A 17,697-nucleotide genomic window follows, 5' to 3' on the forward strand; every position below is an offset into this window, starting at 1 on the left:
ATTACGCCACTCCCTTCGTTTTATCAATCGTAATCACACGCGCACCCGGCGGCGTATACGTTAGAGGGCGTTCTGCGCTATCTACGACAACGTTGCGGTAATCAGTACCGGCCGATTTCGCCTTCTCACGCAGGATCGCGTAAAGCTGCAGCGTAGCCTCTACATCATTCATCGCGCGGTGGTGTCCGTTTAATTCAACGCCATATCTGGCGCAGACATCCGCAAGCCGCGCGCTTTCGTCTGGATCGACTAGGCGGGACATGGCGCGGGTACAAGCGAACGGTAGCGCGCCAAATCCGGCGAGTTGGCGGTGTTTTTCCGCAATAAACGCTAGATCAAAGGGCGCGTTATGCGCTACGACGCAGGACATGCGCGTGAAATACCACAACGTAGACAGCGCGCAGTCAATATGCGGAGCCCCGCGCAAGTCCTCCGCGCTAATCCCCGTCAACTCCGTAATCTCTGGCGGAATCTCAACCGCTTCGCCATTTACCGTCGGCAGCGCTACGAACGTCTGGAACCGCCCGATCTCGCGTATCCAGCCCGGACCAACCTCCGCTCGGATAGCGGCGATCTCCGTAATGTGATCCGTAGTGGGATATAGACCCGTCGTTTCAATGTCGATTACCGTAATGATTTCCGCGTTCATGCTGCGTCCTCCTTCGCAGGTTCAACCGGATGCCAACCACTGGCTGTACGTACTGCCGCGCTGATGACTACGTAAGTATCTTCACCATACTCTGCGATGGCCTCCGCTTGTTTCTGCGCGAAATCTGCGACCGTCAAGCAATACGAACCCTCGCCGGGATACTCCGCCTCATAAACGTGAACGCCGCGCTCAATTACCGTCTGCCATTCCGTAGTCGTAACGGGAACCTCCGCGACTTCCCACATGCAGTTCGAACTCTCCGGTGCGGAAAACGAATAATCCTCGTATCCATAACGCTCCCAATACAACCACGTCTGGAACATCGCGCCGTCACTCTTACGTTTTAAGAGTAGCGTGCGAGTTTTACCGTCATCGTCCATGTCTTCCTCCGTAACGGCATCTTCCTCGTACGTCTCCCCGTCAATCTCGATAGGCTCCTCGTTCCATATAGCGCGGCGGTGTTCTTCCGTTAATTTAATCGTTGTCATTTACGCAGCCTCCTCTTTTCGTTTGAACCATTCGTCCGGAGTAACGCCTTTCCCCCAGCGCAGCATAATCGCGATGTCCGTTCCGTTGGCAACGTTGCCCCACGAATACGACTGTGTCATGATGCGCTCAATAACGGCGATGTCCTCACGGGTGAAGTCCTCGGGAATCTCGAAGACTAATTCGTCGTGAATCGTTCCCCATAGCGCCCATCCTTCGCGCTTCTGGCATTCCTCGTGCGCTTTAATCATTGTTACTTTCGTTTGGACGGCGGAACTTCCCTGTACGCGAGCATTCGTACCCTGACGCATAGCCCGGTTAATCTTTCCGTTATGCTTGCGCCACTCTTCGTATTTATGATCGTTCCACTTACCATACGGTATTTCTTTACGCTTAAGTGTTCCGTCCGGCAAGCGCCGTTTCCGCTGCTGCTTATCCGCCCATACGAAACCATGCTTAGCGACGTGCTCCTCGTTTGCCTTAAGCCATGCGGATAATTTCGGCATGCTTCCGAACAGCTCTTCCTTAAACGCGGTTGCCTCCGGTTTCTTTAACTTGAGCATCTCCGCGAGTGAAAAGTAGCTCATCCCGTACAGTGTCGCCAGCCATACGACTTTCATTGCTTTACGTTCTGGCGTATCCTCACCGTTAGGAAGCTTGTAAACTTCGTGATACGGGCGCTTGTAATACATGCTCGCCATATTAGCGTATGGATCGATACCCTTCTCGAACGCTTCGATTAGGACCGGTTCCCCGGACATGTACGCGGTACAACGTATCTCCTGCGCCTTAAAGTCCGCCGATACTAAGACCTTTCCCGCCGGCGCTAGGAACATCTTCCGCGCTTCCTCCGGCTGGTTCTGAACGTTGAACTGGTTGGAATCCGCAGCATCCTCGTCTTTGCCGGAGCTAAACCGCCCGGTGACGGTCCCCATCGGATTAAACCGCGAGTGCCAGCGCTTAGTCGTCGGATTCTGTTTCGTTGGCAGCGCGTCGATGTACGTTCCGCTGAGCTTCGTTATCTTGCGATATTCGAGTAAGTCCGCGATAACCCCGAACTCACGGCCCAGCGGCTTGAGCGTCTTCTTAGCGTCCATATTCGGAATATCACGGCCGATTTCTTTCGAAAGCACCGCCTTCATCTGCGGCGTAGAATTAAGGTTTAGCTCGCCGTCCCCTTCGTGATGTTTCGCTAGGACTCCGATAAGCTTCGTATGCAGCTCTTTGGCGCGAGCGCTCAGTTGCTCACCGTACTCTTTCGCGAAATCTAAGTCGAGGACATAGCCGTTCGCCTCCAAGTCAACGATTACGTAAAGCAGTGGCACCTCAACCGTTTCGTAATATTCGAGCACGGTCGGAAGCGTTGCGAAGTGCTTGCGCTGGAACTGGTACATCCGCCATGTCAGGTCGGTATCCTTTGCCGCGTATGCCAGCGCAATGTCTAGCGTAATCTCGTTGAACGGCGTCTTGCCGAATAGTTCCGCGAACGTATCAGATTCCACTCCGAGGTATTTCGGCGCTAAGTCTTTCAGGCGGAACGACGGTTCATTCTCGTTTAGTAAGTGCATCGCGACCATTGTATCCCACGTTACTCCGCGCAGATCGGAGCCGTGTCGCCGGAACATCGCAATATCGAATATAGCGTTATGGAGGACCTTGCCGATATCCGCGCTATAGAGAAACCAGCGCAGCTCCGAGAGAACGTAATCTCGCGAAAGCTGCTCGCCCTCATCGTGCATAACCGGAATATAAACGTGCATTCCCTTTACGGCCAACGGCGGAATACTTACGGAAGGCAACGTTAGTGATATCCCGACAATCACGTCAGTATAAACGTCAACTCCCGTAGTTTCCGTGTCGACCGCTACTTCCGTCTCGTTACGCAGCCGGTCGCTAAGCCGCGAGAGTAAGCGCTCGTTATCGATGAGGAAATAATTCGCCGGAGTCTTCGCGACCATACTCCGCAGTCTCTCCTCGCGGATCGAAACGCGCAAGTCCTCGTAAATCCGCATAGCCTCCGCTTTGCTGAAACGTTTGCCGACGCAGGACGGGTGCCTGCCCGTCACACCCGTGTCCATTGCGTCTTTTACCGCGATTAACTTTTCGCGATCGGCATCCGTATTCTTTAGCGTGAATATGCGAATCCAAGCGTCCTCTATCGTTTCCTCCGCTGCCTTCTTACGTTTGGTAGCGCTGGCTATGCGCTCCGTTACGTCTTCCGGTTCCTCTGCGGTCGGACTGCGTAGATTAAGCGTTAGTTTAACGTCCATATATCCGCGTCACCTCCGTTAATTTAGGCTGCCGATTGCGCGTCGAAGCGCTGCTCGACCGGTACAATTAGCGCTGCACCTTCCGCAGTTACGGCGCGGTAGGCTCCGTCATGAAGGCGCAAGCCCATTCCGATATAATTATCGTCTCCCTGCGGAGTCGGACCGTCCTCCACGCGCCCGTAAATCCAATCGCCTCCGCCCATTACGCGCTTAGCCTCTACGATATCGCCACGCTTAAACTCGCCGACCTTACGTCCGATTGCGCTCCATTTAGCGATTTCCTGCGCTTCCTCTGCGGTCAGCTTAACGAGTTGTTCCGGGAGCGCGTATCCGGTCGGCTGTCCTCCGCCTGTAATCTGCACTTTACCGTTTCCGTGCGGGGATTTAGGCGATAAGACCGTGTATACATTTCCGGTCTCGTAGTCACACAGTCCTCCCGTCTCACCGCCACTAATCAGCCGGACTTTATCGCCTTTAGCGAAGTCATCGCGCGGGTCCTTCGGTTGTGTGGCCGCGTTATACTCCGCCTCCGTAATCTGGCGCAGGGCGTCCGCGTTGGCATACCCGGTGCAGCCTCCGCTAACGTCCAGTAGCTTAAGCGCTCTTACGCGGCCAGCGGGCTCCACCGCTACCTTAACGTAAGCATTCGGATGTTGGATAGCGGTAGGGCTGGCGTTATCCGCGTTGGCGTTAACAATCTGTGCAAAGCCTCCGTCAGCGAACGGACCGACCGCGATTTTACGTTGAGCTTGCGCTACTTCTTCCGGAGTGGCTGGCGTGAGCCCGCGCTTCTTGTCGGCATAACCGGTCCGGCCGTTAAAGTTCCTAACGCGGAAATGGCGGTCGTCTGGCTCATGCGGGTTCTCTACGACCTGAACGACATCGCCGACAACAATTCCGCTGAGAAAGCCGCCTTCCTTCGTAGCAATCTTCGCATAGTCCCCGACGGTCAGGCGCTCAGGTTCCGCTGGACTACGTTGCTCCCAGAACTCCGCTTCGGTTGCGGGCTCCAGTTGGTAATCGCGGATGTAGTTTCCGAGCTGTCCGTCCGCTTTTCTGGCCCGCGTGAAAGTGATATGGCCGCGCGTCCAGTCCTCCGCAATTTGTACGACCGTTCCGATTTCGTAATCATTATCATTATCGTTAGGTCCGATAACCTTCGCGTAATCCCCGACGGTCAACCGCGCAGGCTTCGGCTTTTGCAGCTCCGCCTTGGCTGCTTCAAACGCGGCCTCATCCGCAGGTTTGACATCATTCGTTACGAGCCAGTTGCCGCGCTTTCCGTCCGCAGTCTCTGCGCGGAACTGCTGACCGCCGTAATATACGTTGTCTTGCGTTTCCGTGATTTTGACTACGCTGCCCTCCGCGTAATCGTGATGCACGGAGTTGCCCGTTACCTTAACGTAGTCACCGGCGGAGTATTTCGCAGGCTGAGCGGTTGCCAACGGTTCAAGTACTACGTATTCACTAAGCACCACGAGTTTACGATTGAGCTCTCCCGCTGTTACCCGCACGTCACCGTCTCCGTCTACGTCATTCACAGTAAACTCCGCTCCCTGTTCATAATGGCGCTCGTTCGGATGAAGGTTGATGATGCGGATGCGCTCGCCCTTTTCTGCCCAGCGCTTAACTTCGCGGTACTCAACGGTCGGGGTAGCGATAATCTGCGCTGCTTCCTCCGTTACTTTTTCGTATACGTCGAAGTCAAGTCCGGCCGTATCGAGATCGTCTCCGTCATCATCCGTAATTTGCGCATCGCCTACGAAGTCAATTTCGTCGACAACGTACGCCTTACCTGACGTAAGGTAGCTGCGCGGAGCCTCCGTAAACACGATAACGTCACCTTCGCGGGCCGAGCGGTCGACCTTGCGGTATTGTGCGCCGTCGAACGTGGTTGTGGCGGTCTCGTCCGGAGTAGGCGTAGAAACTGGCGCGAACGTCTCGTAACGATCACGGTGATCAAGGAACACGAAGCGTTCGTCCCCGCCATCGTCCTTGAACACAGGGTCACCGTCTCTGTCCGCGTACACAGCGTAGAACGCGCCCTCAGCGATATCCATGTGATCTCTCAGCGCCTTAACGATATCGCCCGCCTGCGCCTTGCGGTCTACTTTGCGGTAAGCCTGACCGTTAACCATTACGTCTACTGCCGGATACGTTACGTTCAATTTCGCCATTTATTTGCGTCTCCTTTTCGTTTAGGCTGCGCGGGTCTCCGCGATATCAGCCGCTTGCACTTCCGCTCTATTCCGATTAAGCGCAATCGATAGTTCCCGCCAGCCATTCGCAGCCAGACGCGATTCTACCGACCAATACTCCGATTGACACGTATTCTCAAGGATAAATACGCGCGGCACCTCGCCATTGTCCGCAAGAACTCCGATGATCCAATCCGCGTCAGCGAGATCATACGTAGTCGCATCGCCTTTACGCGCATAGATTACGAGGTCATTGCCGCGATCCGTCCGCCGTCTAATCGTCTTACACTGGATCTTCTCCGCGCGCCCAGTCTCCGGATTCGTAGCGAGCACGTCATACGCCTCTTTCGTGCGGCTTTCGTGCGGAATCCATCCGTTAGCCAAGAGCGCTACCTGCGCAATCATTTCCGAGTAGCGCCCCGTTATTTCCGTTTGGTGGGCCGTCTGAACCACGTCCTCTCTCGTTAAACTCATCTCCGTTATTAACGTCGGCCAGTGCAACCAACACGCGGACCGGCGGCTTATTACCGTTGTTACCTGATGTCAGCGTCTGCGGCCGTTCTGGACACGCGATCAAAACGGAAGATCCTCATCCGAAATGTCCAGCGGTGCGTTAGCGTCGGCCGGCGGCGGAGTCTGCGTATTAGCTCCCGCGCTAGGCTGCGCCGAGGCACCGATAGACAATCCGAGCCGACCGATATCAAAGCCCGCGATTACGAGATTCTTCGTCTGCTCGGCGGTGTCGGCAACGTACAAGCACGATTCGAAATCCGCCAAGTCGAACGGAGCCTCACCGAGCTTATCGAAGTTGGCGCGTTCCTCTGCGGTCAGGTCGCGGTCCATTTTAACGATGGCCGACAGCGCAACGACTGCGTTTGTCCCGGTGCCTTTCTTCGTCAGCTTAAACGCGATGGCGTCGAGGTCGTCGAGGTTATCCTCAATCGTTGCCTTAAGCGTCTGCTCTTGCTTTGGACTCAGGTCGACTACGATATCCTTACCGGTTGTGAGGTCGAAGAAAGCGCGCAAGTAACGTTTTTTACCTTTGTAGAGATACGCCTCATCCGTGAACACTTTGACCGCAGCTTCGTCCGCGCCGGCTTCTTTCGCTGCGTTAGCATCCGCGTAGAGCAGGTCAGCCGCTTGATCCCACAATGACGGATTTTTCGTTACGTAGCCTTTAGCATTGCGCTCGGCGGCTTTCTCCGGAAGAAACGTGTTTACTTTGCCGAACATTCCGTATCCGTAGTACTCCGCAACATCGTTAATCGACTTGACGCCGACCTTAAGCGTTGTTCCGGATTTGAACGAGATAATCGGACTCTCCTTCGCGCCTCCTTCGTTGTTACCTGCTGCCGCTGCCTCTGCGCCTACCTTCGTAAACATGCTCATTCGATCACGTTCCTTTTCGTTTATTTCGGACTATAGCTTCCTACGTCCGCAACACGGTATTAACGCATACTCCCGCTAAGTTTCGGGATGGCATGACTGCCCTTCCTCGTTAATACCGCGTTGCTGGCGTAGGATAAACGCTCAGCTTCATCTAATAGGCGTCAAACGTAGGCCACGACGCCTTTCATCAAGTTCGTTTTCTCGCGCTGTATCTCCAGTAGTTCACGCGCCAATTGCGCACACTCTGCGTCAATCAACCCAATACGCGCCGTCATTTCTGCGACTACGCGGTCGGACTCCGATTTCGCCCGGCGGAGGTCAAGCTGTGCGCGCTCTACGGATAACTCCGCTTTGCGAACTTTGATACGCTTCGTTTCGCGCTTTTCCTTGCGCTCCGCTGCGCTTACCGCACGCTGGATAATCCGGTCAATCGGCGTACGGAGTGATTCTGGCGCTTGATGGCGCGGGTATAATGTAAGGACCGTTTGCTCCGTGGGCGCTACGATAAAGGCCGTACGTTGATATGCGAACATTCGCGCAGGCTTGCCGTCCTCATCAACGACGTGCTCCGAAATTAGCGTTGCCTTGCGCAGCATATCCATAACGAACATTGGCGCTTTGCTGCGGTCTACTCCGAAATATTCAACGGCGCGGTCAAGTGCGTGCGGCGTTACGAAAATCTTACCGATGAAATGCGCGCCGGCTTGCGGGTCAATTGTTGCGGCTTTCATGCGATCACGCGTCCTTTCAATACGTCAGGCCAGCCGCGACGCACGTCAATGTAATCCGCAGCGTCTTCGTATTCTTCGTAGCTTCCGTTATAAATGCGGTCGATATTACGCGGTGCTTTATGTGATGATTCCGTGTCATTTTTACGTTTCATGGCGCGTTCCTCCGTTGTTTAAAGATGGGCGTAGTTAAATAAGCGTTGACAACCGCAAATTTTTTGCGTAAGATTGAAAACGTAGGGTTTCAAAAAGGAAATATTAGGCTATTCTATACATAAGCATTTAAGACTAATTGTTTGACCCTTGTGATATAATTAATAGTGGAACGGACATCATGCCCGATAATCCGTTCCGTGAGTGACACTTTAGGCGATCACATATTCACGCTTGACGCCGTATCCTTCCGGCAGGTATTCGCGTATATCGCAACCTTCCGGTAAATATCGGCCTAAACGGAGTATCTTTCGATCTACTGTGTTACGCGCTATTCCGAGCGATCTTGCAATTGAGAAGGCGTTCGCTCCGGACTTGATCTCGTTAACGGCTGTAACCGTTACGTGATCCGAACCTGGTCCCTCAACGGCTGTAACCGTTGTTGGATCGAATTGAATCTTGGCGGATTCGAGAATGCGGGAGATCAGTTGGCGCTGGTCTTCCGTATTCTTTCTGCGATTAAACACGTATTCATCTGCGGGCGCTTCCGGCGTTACGTTGGACGTTGACGCGTCCTCTTCGTAATTCGGTTCGCCTACCGTTACGCGATTATCGACGTACTTCTGTCGCGTCTTTTCCTTGCGGAAGTGGTCGATACGGCCGTTGCTTAGCGCCCTGACAAGCGCTTTTCCGAAATCGTCGACATCTCGTTCGGCCAGGCGCATGATCACGTCGTTGAAGACCATGTCAGCGTCGTCGTTATCGCCGTATCCGGAACTCCGCATCTTGCTGCGGTTAAGTATCCGGAGCAGCCTCGAAGCCTCGCGGTAAATGTCCGCGAAACTATCGGACGATGGCGCAGTACGATACTGTCGGTAAAACCTATTCAGTTGTTCAAAGTTCATTAGCAGCACTCCTTTTCGTCTCTTACATTTGGTATGACGTTGTCCGTAGCAATAACGTACACTTTGCGTTAAAATAAATTACGAATACTTTTAACTTAATAATGGAGGCGCTAGAATGTACGTTGTCGGTGAATGCCGGCTTCGGGCGCTACTCAAAGAACGTAAGCTTTCGCAAGCCGAGTTAGGCCGGCGGACAGGCTATTCTCGTTCGCAGATTGGACACTGGATTAACGATCGGAATAAGGTCGGCGTCATGGGTCTGGATAAGGCGCGAACAATAGCGGACGTTCTTGGACTTGAGTCTCCGTACGATCTGTACGAATGGACCAGGAAGGCACCCGATAAGGCAACGAGCGAATAACTTCGTTCGTACCGATAAAATGTCGTAAAATTTGACGACAATTAACGTATTACTAAGCGCGTCCGAAACATAGCAATCCGCACAGCTTCTTCGCACGCTAGTCTAGTTGCCTCCGTTCCAGCCGCATTTAAGTCCTTATGGCCGTCCGGTATTCTCACGTTGTATAAGCGCATATGTCCGCGTAATTTCTTTTCGATCTCCCAGCGCAGTTTCTCGCCGGCAGCATCGTTATCGCCCGCAATCAGCAGATCCTCAACCGGACTCCGCCGTAGCATTTCCGCCTTCTGCTCCGTAAACTCGCTGCCCCCTACCGCAAGTCCGAACGTACCCGCCGTCGCTGCCGTCATAGCGTCGATCTCTGCCTCCGTAATGGCAGCCCGCTTAATCTTACGCGCATATGCGATGTCGATCCCGTAGACCATCGACTTAACCGGAGACCCGCCCGCAGCGTACCAGAAGGCTTTGCCCCACGTCGCACGCCACTTCGCATTCATAACGTTACCCGACGGACCCGCCCACGGCATCACTACGGCGCTACGCTTACTGTCGTATCCGCAACGGTAAAGCCGCTGGATAACTGGCGCAATGCCGCGTCCCGATAAATACGGTATCTCTCGCTGTATGTACGTCGTGATGTCGATGGGCCTGCGCTGGGTTGACGTTTCTGGAGCGCGCAGATTAATCCGTAGGCTTGGCGGTGCATTCTCGTCCTCTGCGCTGTATAACATTGTAAACGCTTCATGCTCCGTTATGTTGCGCAGGAACGCGAATAACTTTACCAGGCTGCCGCGCGCCCAAGCCGGATCAATAGCTCCCGCGTCATTCCACGCACCAAACGCTTCGTCGTGCGGATCAATAACCGCTGAAAATGACGGCGTATTGTCCGCGCGAGAACCGAACGGGGACGACGCGATTAAGCGGCCGCGAGCGTAAAAGAGATTGCGCCAAGGGTAGCGCTCGATAGCGTCGAGGAAAATAGCGTGATTAATTGCTTTGTTCAATCTATCACCTCAGTCTTCTTTCTTGCTTCCCTTCATCCATGCAGGAGCTACCCCGTCCTCAACATAAAGACCGTACTCTGTGAGATACTTTCGGTTGTCGTCCTCGTCGTAGGTTCCCTCTTCAAGATCATATATTTCCGCCGCAGTGTCTGTGCGAGTCAGGCCCAACTCGTATTCAGCATCATAGAGCGCTTGGATTAAGATGTCCCTCACTAGGACGCTTCTAGGCTTATCCAAGTAGGCAGCAATGAAGTCTAATCTTCTTAGGTCTTGTTCGGGCAGAGATACAGAAAACTTGGCGGGAATACTGCTATTATTGCGTTCGGTTTCCCTGCGCTCTCGCTCCAGTTTTTGGAAAAGTTCCTTCACTTTGCTCATATTATAACCTCCATATTTTCCCTTTCGATTACATACTATCACCCATTAATAATATTTGCAATAATACCAAGAGAATATTATAGAGAATTAATAAATAACCTCTGCTAAAACAGTTAACTCCCGAATCTACTAAGGCATAAACTGCGCGGCCTCCTCCGCTAAATCCGTTTCCTGCACGATGCCCCAATTCGGCAAATATACGATCTCAACGCGCGCACCTTCGCCGCCATTGCGCCCCTTCCCGATTGCTACTACGCCGCGCCCTTCTTGATTCAACGTATCGACACCGAGTAGATTCGTTGAGTCTTCGAGTATCGCCTTCGTTTTCTTCACGGCTTTACGTTTCGGCGGGCACAACTCACGCGTTCCGTCTTCGCTTTCTTTCTCGTCCTCTTCATCCGCCTGAGTAACGACGTGCAGCGTAGTCTTCCGCCGCCCGGCCAATCTGCGCAGTTTCTTTGACGTTTCCGCGACATCCCCGCCGGCCACGCGTGACGTATTCGCTTCGAAGTCCATCAAGTAAATCGGATCGACGACGACAACGTCCGCGCCAGTCTCCGCCATGTCCGCCTCAAGCGCGGTTACTGAGCGGTCAACGAAGTTTTCAGCGTCAGTAGCACGCAGGATAATCCGACCAGGTATCGCGTCATTGAGCGTTGCAATGAACGTTTCAAGCTGCGTCTCAACCTCCGCGTCCAAGCGCCCCATCAGCATGCCCTTGTTATCGAATCCCGCGTCGTAGTCAACGCCGTCTATCTTAGCGTTAAACAAGCCAGTACGCGCCGAGATCGACGAGAGTGCACGCGCAAGCCACTCGTATTCGGACATTTCGAGAACCCATAAGAGTACGGTTGCTCCGTGAAATGCGGCCTCAATCGCTTCCTCCATTACAATAACGGATTTACCGCGCCCTGACTTGCCGAACCACGCATACATATTTCCGGAAAAGTAGCCGCCGATCTCATCGTTTATCGTCCGGAATTTACTCGGCCAGATTTTAAACGACGTGCCGGCTTTACGCGCTCGATACTCCGCTAAGAACTTGTCCGTATGACTGGAAACATCTGTTAGTGTTCGCATTTCTGTTCGTGTTTTTAGTCTAATCTGTTCGAGCTGTCGCGTCAAGGAAATAACGAACTCTTCGGTGCTTTTTTCGTCAAAATCCGCCTGCATTCGCGGGTCACTCAGTAACGCCGCAGTCTCACGCTTGCCGGCTGCGTCCTTAATCTGGCGCGTTAAGTATTCAAACGAATCGGTCACGCCTGGGATATACGCACACACATCGTCAGGAAATTCCGCTACGAACGTCGATAAGGACGGCGCTGCTCCGGCATTCTCGGCCGCATACTTAATGATAAAGTCGTGCGCTTGCTGTTCGCCTTTTGTGGCGTAGTCTGTTCGCGTGACTCCGAGGCGCGTTAGCGCGAGTACGTCGCCGGTATCGACGATCTTTGACAATAGTTGCTGTCCATGCGCTGCCATCTGTGTACACCTCCTATTTTACAGCCGCTTAACATAACGTCCAAATCCCGTATAAGGCCGTATTTCTGTTCGCACTTTCGACACGTTCGGGAATATTTGTCAATCATTGGACGTCATTAGGAAATATTTAACGCTATTAACGATATTCTCAGCGGATTATCACGCGCAATATGTCGAATATAGCCGTAGTTATTCGCGTATAAGTAGGATACTCACGTATGCTTACCGTAGCTACTATTTACGCTGTTTTCCGTAAACCTCGCTTACTCTCGCCTACGAACGATATCTCTACGCACTGCTCTCGTATGCGGTCGGCCAGACGCGCATCGAACACTTGCGCCAAGTCCGCGAGCAGCACGTTCGATGTGTAAACGGTTGGCAACGCATTCGCCACACGGTGATTAACGATGCTGTGCAGGTCCGCGCGGAAGGCTTCGGTTGCCGAACGTACGCCGATATCGTCGAGGACCGCAAATGGGGCGGCTTTCACACGGCGTTCGATCGCGTAGTATTCGGCGGCCAGCGGTTCGGCGGTCTCGGCTGGAACGTGCGAACGGTTGAAGCCGAGGAATAGCGTCTGCCAGGCGTTCACGTCGAGGAAATACGCCGGCCTTTCGAGCGGTTGTATTCCGCGCTGGACCGATCCTATATAATGGCGGATTATCCATTCATGGACTAGCGCGGCGGCTGTCGTAGTCTTACCGGTTCCTGGCGATTCGCTATACAGATACATCGATTTTATACGTTCCTCTGACGCGTCACCGAATTGCCGCGTAAAAGTGTCGGCATATGTTGTTACCACGTTGTACGCTCGGTACTCCCTCGTCCTGTCCCGCGCCATTGCGTCGCGCGCCGGCGAATTGGCGAGTGTTACGCCGCTGTAATCCGCCGGCACGTTCGCAGCGCCTACGCGTCCGCCAAGTCCGTTGAATCCGTGGCAGGCGATAAATGACGGACAGCGAGCGTTACACTTGGCGGAGTCAGCGAGTGAACACTGCGCGGATAATATGCAGTTTTTAGCGTGCGTCAATTGCGTTCCTCCTTACGTAGGTAATCGTACACCTTCTCGACCCTCTTGAACATAAGACCATTCACCTAGATAATTACCTTAAAGTTAAGTCATGAGTCTTTTGTACTTATTTCCGATCATTAAATTATCCTAAATAGCGTGTTTTAACTCATTTTTACGATTAATAGCTATTTTCACTTTTAAAAATAGGTTCTTAATACCCACCCCTTTTCAAAGCAAAGTCAGCATCTCGTCGAGGCTAGTTCCGCCATTTACCACAGCTGACTCCGCCCGTTCCTTCCGCTTAATCTCCGCCTGCAATCTCGGTATGATCCCGTTAATCTGATACGCCATCGCGAAGCCTGCCGTTAGTAACGGATATTCCGGCGTTGGCTTATATCCCGCGAATCCAACCTCGCAGGCCGCACGCAGTAACTCTGGACCGTGCGTATCTATCGCGCGCTTTAATGCGCCCTGCTCAAACGCCCAGTTACGCATTGGAGCATAATCCAGTCCGTAGCGCTCGCGGTTCATGTCCGCGAAGTAGGCGTGGAATGTACGTACGTTCCAGTCGGCGGTCGGAAGGGTGCGCCAGTCTGCGCGTTGTGCCGCTGTTATGCGCTGTTTAGGCGGTTTATTCTCCGCTTTCTTGCGTGGAGCCATTGCGCAACACCTCCTCGTCCGCAAACGGATCTCCGCTCTCTTCCGCGTACTCCGGTAGCACCTGTTTAAGCGTCGAGACAATTTGCGGAACCGGATCGGACGTGGCTCGGATATGCGTGTCGATTTCGCGGAGAGCAGCGAATAGTTCTTCGTTCTTCGACGCATAGGTTACCGCTTCAATCGTTGCGGACTCTGCACGCGCTACCTCGGACATAGCATCAAGTTTCCAGAAGTCGCGTGATTCCGTTATCTGCCGTACCTCCGCCTGCAGGCGCTCGTTCTCCGCAACTACCGGCGAATATACTTCGCAATAGAAGCAGAACGCGCCCTCTACGTGGCACATGCATGCGCTACTCATTTGCGTCCACCTCCCGCATAAACGTTGAAACCGCGATTGCCAACGCCTCGTCAGCGTCGCCGCGTTCGTAAGCGAAGCGTAACCACCCGATCGCTTCTCTGACGCGTCGTAACTCGCCCTCCGCGTTAATCGCCCGTTCAATAGCGATCGGCCAACCGGTGCGCGCTTCGGCAATGAATGTTGCGTCCACGTCTTCGTATACATCTCCGGTAATACCGTCTACTTTCGTATCCGCGGACCAGCTACCAATACCGCTCGCTGTCCACGGCCCCGCTGTCGCCACGCTGCAGAGCGCCAAGTCAGCGCGTAAATCCCTGCGGTCATTTCGTTGTGTTTCCGTTGTCATCCGTATGACACCTCCGATTATATTAGGCGGGCCGAGTCTCAGCAAATCGCCCACAACCGATTAAGGCCATAATCACAGTTGGTATAACTGGATAAAGTTTACTGTAACATATTTGTGTTTATATCTTTCTATTTTGGATATATTAGATTTTCTATTAATTGAGTGCAGAAAATCTAATAAACCAGAAATAAAATTCCCAACTCCGGAAGACTGCCGATCTTTCATTTACTCTTACTTTCTCGACTATCCTTACAATTTCATTTCCTCGCTCCCTTCGTATAGTGTTCGATAATGTCGTTAACTGTCTTCACTTGCGCTACCTCCTAATGCTAGCAAATATCGTGGGGAAATTGTGGGACAAAATAGGGAAAACGTGGGGAATTAATGAGGAATTACCTAGCCACCCTCCCGTCCCACGCGTCGAATCGTTCGACAGCGGCTTGTTTACGCGCGGCAGCTTCGGCTTTTATTGCAAGGCGCTCAACCAACCGCTCTATCGTAATAGAAGCGAGCGTAACGTAGTCCGGACGTTCTGAAGTGTACGCACTATGCCCGTCAAAGTACCGCGTTCCTCCAAGCTTGCGGAATCCAATCTGCTTGCGCTTCGTATAAACCGTTACTTTCGCGCTGGCTGACTCGAACACATTCGCTGGCTCCTCTTCAATCTTAACGCGATACTCCGTTCCGTCCGGCGCGGTTACGGGAAATTTACGCAGCTCCATCCGGTTTCACCTCCGTTAATTTTGTAATTTTGCGATGATTGCGGCTAGTCCGATTGCTTCCGGCGCAGTACTCGCGAATTCGTCCGCCCACAAACCGGAAAGCACAGCCGCCCGATACACGCCTGGTTCACGCTTAGTTACGATTCCGAGTTCAAACGAGTCTAACACCGTCCACGCATCGGAAATGACCGTCGTATAATACGGAATCAGTACGCGTACTCCGTTAGCCTCGCGAAATGAGCCGTAGGTTCCTCCGCCGAATACTACGCGCTCGACCCACGCGTCCCTTTCTCGCGCTGTCAGCCCCGCCCACTTTGCGATAATCTCCTCGCGTGTCATTAGTGTTCACCTCCGTTAAAATAAGGCGCAACCGCCACGCGACCGACCGATACCGCTACATTTCCGAACGGAGTCTCCACCGATACCTCACGCGTGTAAAAGTTCTGCCCAACGCATTTGTATACGCCGGAACCGTCTACTGTTACATACTTATCGCGGTAATCGCGCTGCTGCATAGCGCGAGCCTCCGCTATTGCCTTTTCCCAATCGCTCATTGCGCCACACCTCCCGTTACTTCTACGATACCCTCACCGCGACAATGGTGGCAGACCTCGCGCTTACCGTCTTCCATGCGCGACAGGAACGAGTTGATATACACTTCGAGATTCGCCTGCAGCTCCGCGTAATCTTTGCCGCGCATAACCGGGGTCACTTCCCTGCCTTGCGTTCCCTGGCTGTATCCCGGTCCGTAAATCTCGATTACCTTAACCGTCTTCCAACGTACCTGCAGCGTCTCAATTCGTGGCTTGCGCGATCGGGCCGTCGGATAGTATGAGCGCGTTGTCGTTTCGTGGTACGGGATCGATATTCGCTCATTAACGCGCAGCGCTTGGATATTCCGATAGTCATCCATTTCGTATTTACCTTCGCTCGCGCTTACGTGCTCCTTAACGCGATCCCATAGTAATTCGAACACGATCTTTCCCGGAATAAAGCACGGATATTTATGTTGCGTTTCTCGATGCCGCGCGATATTATTCGGAAAGTTAATCGTCACGTAGCTCGGAATCGTAACAGGCTCGCAGTTTTTATCGATAATCTCGAATTCTACCGCTTCCAAGTACGGCTCCGGCGTGCTGTATGTGGCGTAGTAAAACTCCGCATTCTCCCCGCATAAATCTCCGTCATCGTCCCGGGTAAAAGCATCGGCCGGCAGTTCATGCGGTAGTTGCGTGATCTCCTTATAGCGATCGTACAGCGCATATCCGACGCGATGCCCCGGAGCCGTCCGCTTAATCTCGATAGACGTTACGGTCCCGTCCACAATCGCGTAGTTCTTGTCGCCGGGCGCAGGCACCGCGTCCACTCCGTTAATAACGTAGCTCGATCCGAAACCGCTGTATGACGATAGCTTAGCGTAGGACACTCCGTCCTTTTCCATTACGATGATTTTATCCGCCATTATCCGCTACACCTCCCGTGTAATATCCGCAGCATACGCAGTCTCGAATATCTGCGCTCCGGCTCCGTAATTCCTAAACGCCCACTCGCCCGCTTGCCTGCGATCCCTTGCGTATACAACGTCGACGATGTTATTTCCGATGTAGACTACGTATGTTCCCGGAGCCATCGGCTTTCCTATGCGTACCGTCATTTTACCGTCTCCTCTACGTTAATTTAGCATTCCCACCCGTTACCCTTCCGCTAATACTCCGGACGCCTCAACGCCGCTAAATCGACGTTAAAAGCACGCGATTATCGTAGCAACTTATAGCGCGGTACATTGCGCCGTTGACGATGTAATTACCGCCAAGGTAGACGGTGAAGTCGCGGTCAGCGATCACACACGGCCCGCCGAGTACAACGATGACGTCCCCACGCTTAACACTCGCCATTACGCCGCACCTCTCTTCGTTACAGTAACGTCCGGCCAATACGGAAGCCGCGAGTCCAGCGCTGCCTCAATCGCTAGTGTCTCCGTCTGCAGTAGCGTAATGAACTCCGAGAGGCTGCCAGTGTCCGCGCTGACCGCCGCATGAAACCGTACGTAATCGAGCGCCGCACGCAGACCGTCCGTATTAACCGGATAATAAGCCGCGTCGTCCCACACTTCGCGTTTAGCGGGCGGCTCTACGCCTTCGACCGCTTTATAGCCGGGAGCCTGCGTCGGGTCTACGATGCGGCGACGTTTGATAACGAAGTTCTGAGCGTTGGCGTCCGATTGGATTACGTAGTCTGGCGTGAGTTGTGCGTTTAACATTAGGCGTTCACCTCCGGGATTTTGATGTTCAGCGCGTCGAGTACGAATACCATTCCGTCCGAAAACGCAATGTCTTCGTCGGACGTTTCATAACCGGAGTATCCGTCACAGACCCTCGCGTATTTACCGGCAATATCCTCTAGCGTCTTCTCACGCACCTCTTCCTCCGTTAGCTCACGTTCGTATCCGTCAAGCAGAGCGCGCATTAACGTGTCGAACGGGATTTTACGTAGTGTGACGGCGGCATCTCCGGAAATATTAATGTCGGCGTAAAGTAACGCTATCATCTCGTTTGAGTACGTAGAGCCACCGCCCTCAACCTTCCGCAAATACTCGATC

At 53.3% G+C, this 17,697-nt stretch carries 24 protein-coding genes; 1 reads left to right on the forward strand and 23 read right to left on the reverse strand.

Going from position 1 to position 17,697, the window contains the following annotated elements:
* Nucleotide 1: 1 nt before the first annotated feature.
* From NST07_RS25885 to NST07_RS25925, 9 genes are all read right to left on the reverse strand, one after another.
* Nucleotides 2-649 (reverse strand): 3'-5' exonuclease, encoded by a 648-nt coding sequence (locus tag NST07_RS25885; RefSeq protein ID WP_342480448.1) that lies wholly within the window; start codon nt 647-649, stop codon nt 2-4.
* Nucleotides 646-1,137: a hypothetical protein gene (locus NST07_RS25890; protein WP_342480449.1), complete on the reverse strand. Its 492-nt coding sequence runs from the start codon at nt 1,135-1,137 to the stop codon at nt 646-648. The genes NST07_RS25885 and NST07_RS25890 overlap by 4 nt, the downstream gene beginning before the upstream one ends.
* On the reverse strand, nt 1,138-3,405 hold the full coding sequence (locus NST07_RS25895) for a DNA polymerase (protein ID WP_342480450.1): 2,268 nt from the start codon (nt 3,403-3,405) through the stop codon (nt 1,138-1,140).
* Between the two features lie 23 nt (nt 3,406-3,428).
* On the reverse strand, nt 3,429-5,582 hold the full coding sequence (locus NST07_RS25900) for a hypothetical protein (protein ID WP_342480451.1): 2,154 nt from the start codon (nt 5,580-5,582) through the stop codon (nt 3,429-3,431).
* Nucleotides 5,583-5,603: 21 nt separating this feature from the next.
* Nucleotides 5,604-6,077: a hypothetical protein gene (locus NST07_RS25905; protein WP_342480452.1), complete on the reverse strand. Its 474-nt coding sequence runs from the start codon at nt 6,075-6,077 to the stop codon at nt 5,604-5,606.
* 99 nt (nt 6,078-6,176) lie between these two features.
* Nucleotides 6,177-6,992: a hypothetical protein gene (locus NST07_RS25910; protein WP_342480453.1), complete on the reverse strand. Its 816-nt coding sequence runs from the start codon at nt 6,990-6,992 to the stop codon at nt 6,177-6,179.
* Between the two features lie 161 nt (nt 6,993-7,153).
* Nucleotides 7,154-7,723 carry a hypothetical protein gene (locus NST07_RS25915; RefSeq protein ID WP_342480454.1) on the reverse strand — a complete coding sequence of 190 codons (570 nt, stop codon included), beginning with the start codon at nt 7,721-7,723 and terminating at the stop codon, nt 7,154-7,156.
* Nucleotides 7,720-7,875, reverse strand: a complete 156-nt coding sequence (locus NST07_RS25920; RefSeq protein ID WP_342480455.1) for a hypothetical protein — start codon at nt 7,873-7,875, stop codon at nt 7,720-7,722. The genes NST07_RS25915 and NST07_RS25920 overlap by 4 nt, the downstream gene beginning before the upstream one ends.
* A 210-nt stretch (nt 7,876-8,085) precedes the next feature.
* Nucleotides 8,086-8,778: a hypothetical protein gene (locus NST07_RS25925; protein WP_342480456.1), complete on the reverse strand. Its 693-nt coding sequence runs from the start codon at nt 8,776-8,778 to the stop codon at nt 8,086-8,088.
* Between the two features lie 115 nt (nt 8,779-8,893).
* Between NST07_RS25925 and NST07_RS25930 the strand changes: the two genes are divergently transcribed.
* Nucleotides 8,894-9,139: a helix-turn-helix transcriptional regulator gene (locus NST07_RS25930; protein WP_342480457.1), complete on the forward strand. Its 246-nt coding sequence runs from the start codon at nt 8,894-8,896 to the stop codon at nt 9,137-9,139.
* A 41-nt stretch (nt 9,140-9,180) separates the two neighbouring features.
* Here the strand turns inward: NST07_RS25930 and NST07_RS25935 are convergent, their stop codons facing one another.
* The 14 genes from NST07_RS25935 to NST07_RS26000 form a co-directional block, all read right to left on the reverse strand.
* Nucleotides 9,181-9,867, reverse strand: a complete 687-nt coding sequence (locus NST07_RS25935; RefSeq protein WP_342480458.1) for a toprim domain-containing protein — start codon at nt 9,865-9,867, stop codon at nt 9,181-9,183.
* Nucleotides 9,868-10,149: 282 nt separating this feature from the next.
* Entirely contained in the window at nt 10,150-10,518 is a 369-nt protein-coding gene (locus NST07_RS25940) for a ribbon-helix-helix protein, CopG family (RefSeq protein WP_342480459.1), read from the reverse strand.
* Nucleotides 10,519-10,647: 129 nt separating this feature from the next.
* Nucleotides 10,648-12,000, reverse strand: coding sequence for an AAA family ATPase (locus NST07_RS25945; RefSeq protein WP_342480460.1), 1,353 nt, complete (start codon nt 11,998-12,000; stop codon nt 10,648-10,650).
* A gap of 238 nt (nt 12,001-12,238) precedes the next feature.
* A complete protein-coding gene (locus NST07_RS25950) occupies nt 12,239-12,592 on the reverse strand; it encodes a hypothetical protein (RefSeq protein ID WP_342480461.1) in 354 nt (117 codons plus the stop codon).
* Between the two features lie 648 nt (nt 12,593-13,240).
* Nucleotides 13,241-13,672: a hypothetical protein gene (locus tag NST07_RS25955; RefSeq protein ID WP_342480462.1), complete on the reverse strand. Its 432-nt coding sequence runs from the start codon at nt 13,670-13,672 to the stop codon at nt 13,241-13,243.
* Nucleotides 13,644-14,030 carry a hypothetical protein gene (locus NST07_RS25960; protein ID WP_342480463.1) on the reverse strand — a complete coding sequence of 129 codons (387 nt, stop codon included), beginning with the start codon at nt 14,028-14,030 and terminating at the stop codon, nt 13,644-13,646. Before NST07_RS25960 ends, NST07_RS25955 begins: the two co-directional genes overlap by 29 nt.
* The gene (locus tag NST07_RS25965; protein WP_342480464.1) at nt 14,023-14,376 is read right to left on the reverse strand and encodes a hypothetical protein; all 354 of its coding nucleotides are present in this window, start codon (nt 14,374-14,376) and stop codon (nt 14,023-14,025) included. Before NST07_RS25965 ends, NST07_RS25960 begins: the two co-directional genes overlap by 8 nt.
* 392 nt (nt 14,377-14,768) lie before the next feature.
* The gene (locus tag NST07_RS25970; RefSeq protein ID WP_342480465.1) at nt 14,769-15,098 is read right to left on the reverse strand and encodes a hypothetical protein; all 330 of its coding nucleotides are present in this window, start codon (nt 15,096-15,098) and stop codon (nt 14,769-14,771) included.
* Between the two features lie 15 nt (nt 15,099-15,113).
* Nucleotides 15,114-15,437 carry a hypothetical protein gene (locus NST07_RS25975; RefSeq protein ID WP_342480466.1) on the reverse strand — a complete coding sequence of 108 codons (324 nt, stop codon included), beginning with the start codon at nt 15,435-15,437 and terminating at the stop codon, nt 15,114-15,116.
* The gene (locus tag NST07_RS25980) at nt 15,437-15,652 is read right to left on the reverse strand and encodes a hypothetical protein (RefSeq protein WP_342480467.1); all 216 of its coding nucleotides are present in this window, start codon (nt 15,650-15,652) and stop codon (nt 15,437-15,439) included. The genes NST07_RS25975 and NST07_RS25980 overlap by 1 nt, the downstream gene beginning before the upstream one ends.
* Entirely contained in the window at nt 15,649-16,560 is a 912-nt protein-coding gene (locus NST07_RS25985; RefSeq protein WP_342480468.1) for a hypothetical protein, read from the reverse strand. Before NST07_RS25985 ends, NST07_RS25980 begins: the two co-directional genes overlap by 4 nt.
* A gap of 6 nt (nt 16,561-16,566) precedes the next feature.
* A complete protein-coding gene (locus NST07_RS25990; RefSeq protein ID WP_342480469.1) occupies nt 16,567-16,752 on the reverse strand; it encodes a hypothetical protein in 186 nt (61 codons plus the stop codon).
* Nucleotides 16,753-16,992: 240 nt separating this feature from the next.
* The gene (locus NST07_RS25995; protein WP_342480470.1) at nt 16,993-17,358 is read right to left on the reverse strand and encodes a hypothetical protein; all 366 of its coding nucleotides are present in this window, start codon (nt 17,356-17,358) and stop codon (nt 16,993-16,995) included.
* Entirely contained in the window at nt 17,358-17,645 is a 288-nt protein-coding gene (locus NST07_RS26000; RefSeq protein WP_342480471.1) for a hypothetical protein, read from the reverse strand. The genes NST07_RS25995 and NST07_RS26000 overlap by 1 nt, the downstream gene beginning before the upstream one ends.
* Between the last annotated feature and the right edge of the window lie 52 nt (nt 17,646-17,697).

Origin of the sequence: Paenibacillus sp. FSL L8-0340 (assembly GCF_038593145.1) — a bacterium.
GTDB lineage: Bacteria > Bacillota > Bacilli > Paenibacillales > Paenibacillaceae > Paenibacillus_AQ.

Bases quoted from the DNA above. Each gene is read 5' to 3' on its own strand.
- NST07_RS25885 (WP_342480448.1), bottom strand. From the start codon at position 649: ATGAACGCGGAAATCATTACGGTAATCGACATTGAAACGACGGGTCTA.
- NST07_RS25890 (WP_342480449.1), bottom strand. From the start codon at position 1,137: ATGACAACGATTAAATTAACGGAAGAACACCGCCGCGCTATATGGAAC.
- NST07_RS25895 (WP_342480450.1), bottom strand. From the start codon at position 3,405: ATGGACGTTAAACTAACGCTTAATCTACGCAGTCCGACCGCAGAGGAA.
- NST07_RS25900 (WP_342480451.1), bottom strand. From the start codon at position 5,582: ATGGCGAAATTGAACGTAACGTATCCGGCAGTAGACGTAATGGTTAAC.
- NST07_RS25905 (WP_342480452.1), bottom strand. From the start codon at position 6,077: ATGAGTTTAACGAGAGAGGACGTGGTTCAGACGGCCCACCAAACGGAA.
- NST07_RS25910 (WP_342480453.1), bottom strand. From the start codon at position 6,992: ATGAGCATGTTTACGAAGGTAGGCGCAGAGGCAGCGGCAGCAGGTAAC.
- NST07_RS25915 (WP_342480454.1), bottom strand. From the start codon at position 7,723: ATGAAAGCCGCAACAATTGACCCGCAAGCCGGCGCGCATTTCATCGGT.
- NST07_RS25920 (WP_342480455.1), bottom strand. From the start codon at position 7,875: ATGAAACGTAAAAATGACACGGAATCATCACATAAAGCACCGCGTAAT.
- NST07_RS25925 (WP_342480456.1), bottom strand. From the start codon at position 8,778: ATGAACTTTGAACAACTGAATAGGTTTTACCGACAGTATCGTACTGCG.
- NST07_RS25930 (WP_342480457.1), top strand. From the start codon at position 8,894: ATGTACGTTGTCGGTGAATGCCGGCTTCGGGCGCTACTCAAAGAACGT.
- NST07_RS25935 (WP_342480458.1), bottom strand. From the start codon at position 9,867: ATGTTATACAGCGCAGAGGACGAGAATGCACCGCCAAGCCTACGGATT.
- NST07_RS25940 (WP_342480459.1), bottom strand. From the start codon at position 10,518: ATGAGCAAAGTGAAGGAACTTTTCCAAAAACTGGAGCGAGAGCGCAGG.
- NST07_RS25945 (WP_342480460.1), bottom strand. From the start codon at position 12,000: ATGGCAGCGCATGGACAGCAACTATTGTCAAAGATCGTCGATACCGGC.
- NST07_RS25955 (WP_342480462.1), bottom strand. From the start codon at position 13,672: ATGGCTCCACGCAAGAAAGCGGAGAATAAACCGCCTAAACAGCGCATA.
- NST07_RS25960 (WP_342480463.1), bottom strand. From the start codon at position 14,030: ATGAGTAGCGCATGCATGTGCCACGTAGAGGGCGCGTTCTGCTTCTAT.
- NST07_RS25965 (WP_342480464.1), bottom strand. From the start codon at position 14,376: ATGACAACGGAAACACAACGAAATGACCGCAGGGATTTACGCGCTGAC.
- NST07_RS25970 (WP_342480465.1), bottom strand. From the start codon at position 15,098: ATGGAGCTGCGTAAATTTCCCGTAACCGCGCCGGACGGAACGGAGTAT.
- NST07_RS25975 (WP_342480466.1), bottom strand. From the start codon at position 15,437: ATGACACGCGAGGAGATTATCGCAAAGTGGGCGGGGCTGACAGCGCGA.
- NST07_RS25980 (WP_342480467.1), bottom strand. From the start codon at position 15,652: ATGAGCGATTGGGAAAAGGCAATAGCGGAGGCTCGCGCTATGCAGCAG.
- NST07_RS25985 (WP_342480468.1), bottom strand. From the start codon at position 16,560: ATGGCGGATAAAATCATCGTAATGGAAAAGGACGGAGTGTCCTACGCT.
- NST07_RS25990 (WP_342480469.1), bottom strand. From the start codon at position 16,752: ATGACGGTACGCATAGGAAAGCCGATGGCTCCGGGAACATACGTAGTC.
- NST07_RS25995 (WP_342480470.1), bottom strand. From the start codon at position 17,358: ATGTTAAACGCACAACTCACGCCAGACTACGTAATCCAATCGGACGCC.
- NST07_RS26000 (WP_342480471.1), bottom strand. From the start codon at position 17,645: ATGATAGCGTTACTTTACGCCGACATTAATATTTCCGGAGATGCCGCC.